This is a genomic window from Aminobacter sp. P4_H6_2 (genome assembly GCF_056400805.1).
On sequence record NZ_JBFUKO010000499.1, the window covers coordinates 1 to 4,107 of the forward strand.

The 4,107-nt window shown below is 54.6% G+C and carries 5 protein-coding genes; all 5 read left to right on the plus strand.

Annotation, left to right across the window (positions count from 1 at the left end; translation table 11 throughout):
- The coding region (locus AC1DUU_RS25185) for a carbohydrate ABC transporter permease (RefSeq protein WP_476786102.1) at window positions 1–703 on the plus strand (703 nt) is incomplete at its 5' end.
- Window positions 700–1,557 carry a carbohydrate ABC transporter permease gene (locus AC1DUU_RS25190; RefSeq protein ID WP_476786103.1) on the plus strand — a complete coding sequence of 286 codons (858 nt, stop codon included), beginning with the start codon at window positions 700–702 and terminating at the stop codon, window positions 1,555–1,557. The genes AC1DUU_RS25185 and AC1DUU_RS25190, both read left to right, overlap by 4 nt.
- 4 nt (window positions 1,558–1,561) lie before the next feature.
- A complete protein-coding gene (locus AC1DUU_RS25195) occupies window positions 1,562–2,656 on the plus strand; it encodes an ABC transporter ATP-binding protein (RefSeq protein ID WP_476786104.1) in 1,095 nt (364 codons plus the stop codon).
- A gap of 30 nt (window positions 2,657–2,686) precedes the next feature.
- On the plus strand, window positions 2,687–3,391 hold the full coding sequence (locus tag AC1DUU_RS25200) for a FadR/GntR family transcriptional regulator (RefSeq protein ID WP_476786105.1): 705 nt from the start codon (window positions 2,687–2,689) through the stop codon (window positions 3,389–3,391).
- Between the two features lie 115 nt (window positions 3,392–3,506).
- Window positions 3,507–4,107 (plus strand): M20/M25/M40 family metallo-hydrolase (locus tag AC1DUU_RS25205; RefSeq protein WP_476786106.1); only part of this gene is annotated, 601 nt, incomplete at its 3' end.

Consider the following 4,107-nt stretch of genomic DNA (forward strand, 5'->3'; position numbering starts at 1 on the left):
GTTTGCCGACCACCGGTGGTGGGTTGCCTACAGAAACATGTTCATCTTCGGTGGCCTGTATCTGTTCGGCTGCATAGCAGGGGGAGCCATCCTGGCTGTCCTGCTAGACCGGCTGACGAAAGGCGAAACCCTTTTCAGGACTGTCTATCTTTACCCGATGTCACTCTCGCTGGTGGTCACAGGCTTGTCGTGGCAATGGTTGCTCAATCCGACCAGTGGCATTCAGCAGATTGTGCGCGACGCCGGGTTCGAAAACTTCAAGTTTGACTGGTTGGTTTCACCCGACCGCGCCATTTATGCTGTGGCGTTTGCTGCCATCTGGCACGGAACAGGACTGATTATGATCCTGTTTCTGTCCGGCATAAAATCGACGGATGTGGAACTGTGGAAGGCCGCCAAAATCGACAATATTCCGGTTTGGCGCGTCTATGTCAGCATTATCTTTCCGCAGCTTCGGGCCACGTTGCTGACAGCTGTGATGCTCTTAGGGTTCCAGGTGGTGCGCAGTTTCGACGTAGTGGTGGCGCTGACCAATGGTGGGCCTGGTTTCGCCTCCGACGTTCCAGCGCGCTATGTCTTTGAATACTTCTTTCAGCGCGGCGAGATTGGTCGAGGTGCTGCCGGTGCCGTCGTGATGGTGGCGACCATGATCGCGATTATCCTGCCCTATCTCATTTACGAATTGCGGAGCAAAGAGGCATGAAATTCCGATACACAATCCGCTCTGCCTTTTATTACGCTGCACTCTTTCTGTTTGCACTCTACTTCCTGGCACCGGTCTACGTCATGGTTGTCGCATCGTTCAAACCGCTCGATGAAGTGCGTAACTCCTCAATCATTGCACTGCCGCAGGTCTGGTCGATCGAGCCTTGGATCAAGGCCTGGTCCGGTGCTTGCACAGGCATGAGTTGCGAGGGGATTCGCCCCTATTTTATCGCTACATTCGAAATCGCGATCCCGGCGGTGATCCTGGCAGTGTTGTTTGGCGCACTTAATGGCTACGTGATGGCCAAGTGGCGGAGCCGGAGCGCAGACATCCTGTTTGGTCTGTTGCTAATCGGCAGCTTCATTCCACTACAGCTGTTTCTGGTTCCTTTGGCGATCACACTGCGTGAGCTCAATATCTTCGGAACCACGCTTGGTTTGATCCTGATCCATACAATCTACGGCATTCCGCTGACAACTATGTTATTTCGCAACTATTACGTCACCTTGCCCAACGAACTGGTGAAGGCGGCGATAATGGATGGCGCGGGGTTCTTCAAGATCTTCTTCCATATCATCTTGCCCCTTTCGCCCTCGATTGTCGTGGTGGCGGTCATCCTGGTTTTCTCCGGGGTCTACAACGACTTCCTGTTTGCACTGACGTTTGGCGAAACCGGCAAGAAGCCGATCATGGCTGCCGTCCAGAACATCGTGGGCTCCTCGTATGGGGTCAAAGAATACAATGTGAACATCGCTGCGGTGATGATTTCTGCATTGCCAACTTTGCTGCTGTTTCTGGTCGCTGGAAAGTTTTTCGTGCGCGGGCTGACACAAGGCGCGGTCAAGGGATAATAATGTGTCACTAGAACTTACCAATATCAGCAAGACCTACGGAATGGTTGAAGTCCTCAAGGACATCAACATCACAATCGAAAACGGCGATTTCCTTGTTCTCCTGGGGGCCAGCGGGTGTGGCAAGTCCACGCTTTTGAACTGCATCGCCGGGCTCGAGGATACGACGAGCGGCCGCATCCTGATCAAGGATCGGGACGTCACCAAGGTCGATCCCAGCGCGCGCAACGTGGCGATGGTTTTTCAATCCTATGCGCTCTACCCGACGATGACGGTAGAGCGGAACATCAGTTTTGGCCTCGAATGCGCGGGCGTCAAAAAGGAAGAGAGGCGGAAGCAGGTTGCCAAGGTCGCCAACCTGCTCAGGATCTCCGATCTTTTGAAGCGTCGACCCTGGCAACTTTCGGGCGGTCAGCGCCAGCGTGTTGCTATCGGCCGGGCACTTGTACGCAACCCCGACATCTTCTTGCTTGATGAGCCGATGTCTAACCTGGATGCCAAGCTGCGCAACCAGATGCGCGAGGAATTGAGGGACCTGCACAAGGAACTTGGCGCGACTTTCGTGCTGGTCACCCATGACCAGATCGAAGCCATGTCGATGGCGACAAAAGTCGCCGTTCTCGACCATGGGCGCGTACAACAGTTCGGCACGCCTTATGACGTCTATCACCGTCCGCAGAACATGTTCGTTGCCGCCTTTGTAGGGCTAACGAAAATGAACTTTCTGGAAGGCGTTTTCACTCAGATCAATACTCTTCCCCACATCCGGATTGGAAGCAGCCTGATATCTCTGGCCGGTTACGCTTTTGACGCCGAACGTCCTGTGGAGGCGCAACCGATCATCTTGGGAATTCGACCTGAAAATGTATACAGATCAAAGGAACGTGTAGAGGGAGCGCATTACCTTGAAGTTGATCTTGATGTCACGCGCACCGAACTGACTGGTGGTGATGTGCTGGCATGGTTCAAACTCGAGGATCAAGCCCTGGTGGGGCGCTTCCGGTCCAACCGGACACCGAACATAGGTTCCACTCAGAAGCTCTATCTTGATATGCAGAACAGCTCCGTTTTCGATGCAAAGACCGAACGACGGCTTTGAAATCAGTCGTTTAATGAAATACTGAGACGTATGACCAGCATCCAGACTAACAGCCGCCTGTATCAGAAAGTTGCCGTGGACCTTGCGCGCCGCATCAGCGCGGGTGAGTTCTCAGCATCAGATCGTTTGCCAACGGAACGAATGCTGGCGGAGACGCTCCAGGTCTCACGGCCAACCATACGTGAGGCATTGATAGCGCTTGAAATCAAGGGCCTGATTGAGATCCGGGGTGGGTCGGGCAGCTATGTCTGTCGGCAGCCTGATGCCGCGACTGAGCTTGACCACCTGTTCAGCCCTGGTCATATGCCTGCCGAGATCATGCAGACCAGACTGCTCATCGAGGGTGAAACTGCGGCGGCAGCAGCTGAACACGCCAGCGACAGTGACCTTGAAGCCATGCGCGTCGCCATTGAAACCTCTTGGAAGGATTTCGAAGAGCACACGATGCGACGGTCCAATATTGCCAACGATGCGGACGGACGATTTCACTTCGCCATTGCTGCTGCATCGGGAAACTTACTAACTGCTTCCATAGTACATCACCTTTGGAAGCGCCTTCGCACTCCCATCATTGGGGCGATGGAAGACAAAGTAGACATTGAGCAGCATGCGGAAATCCAGATTCTGGATCACGAGCGCATCTTTCAAGCCATCAAGGCCAAGGATTCGGTGGGCGCCAAGGATGCGATGCACCGTCACCTCAAACGCTACATAAAGCTCCTGCAAGCCAAGTAAGGGGCCTTCGGGTCGGCAAACTCAAACTGATTTCGCGCGCGGAGCTGCGGTGAGGATTTCCTACCCTCGCGCACGCTCGCCCAAATGAAGACGATTACGCTCGAGGAGGCGTGATTTGAAAAATAGTCAGTCGGTATGGGAACTGGTTGAAGCGAAGCGCTCGGAATTCGAGGACCTGAGTGACCGGGTCTGGGCTACACCGGAACTGCTTTTTGAGGAACATCTGTCTTCTGCGGCCCATCGCGAGATGCTCGAGACGCAAGGGTTCCGCGTCGTCGCGTCGCTCGGCAATATCAAAACAGCCCTAATGGGCGAGGCCGGTGCAGATGGTCCGGTTATCGCGATCCTTGGGGAATTCGATGCTCTTCCAGGGCTGAGCCAGAGAGCTGGTATCGATTATCCTGAACCCGAGGACGAAGGGGGGAACGGTCACGGCTGCGGCCACAACCTTCTAGGTGCCGGCGCCCTTTTGGCAGCGACCGCGGTCAAGGATTTTCTGGATGCAAACAACATTCCTGGGCGCGTGCGATATTATGGTTGCCCGGCGGAAGAAGGTGGCGCCGCTAAGACTTTCCTGGTCCGTGACGGCATGTTTGCAGACGTCGATATTGCACTCTGCTGGCACCCGATGTCCTTCAACGGCGTTATTCCGTCGATGTCGCTTGCTGTCACAATGATCGATTTCCATTTTACCGGCCGTTCAGCCCATGCCGCCG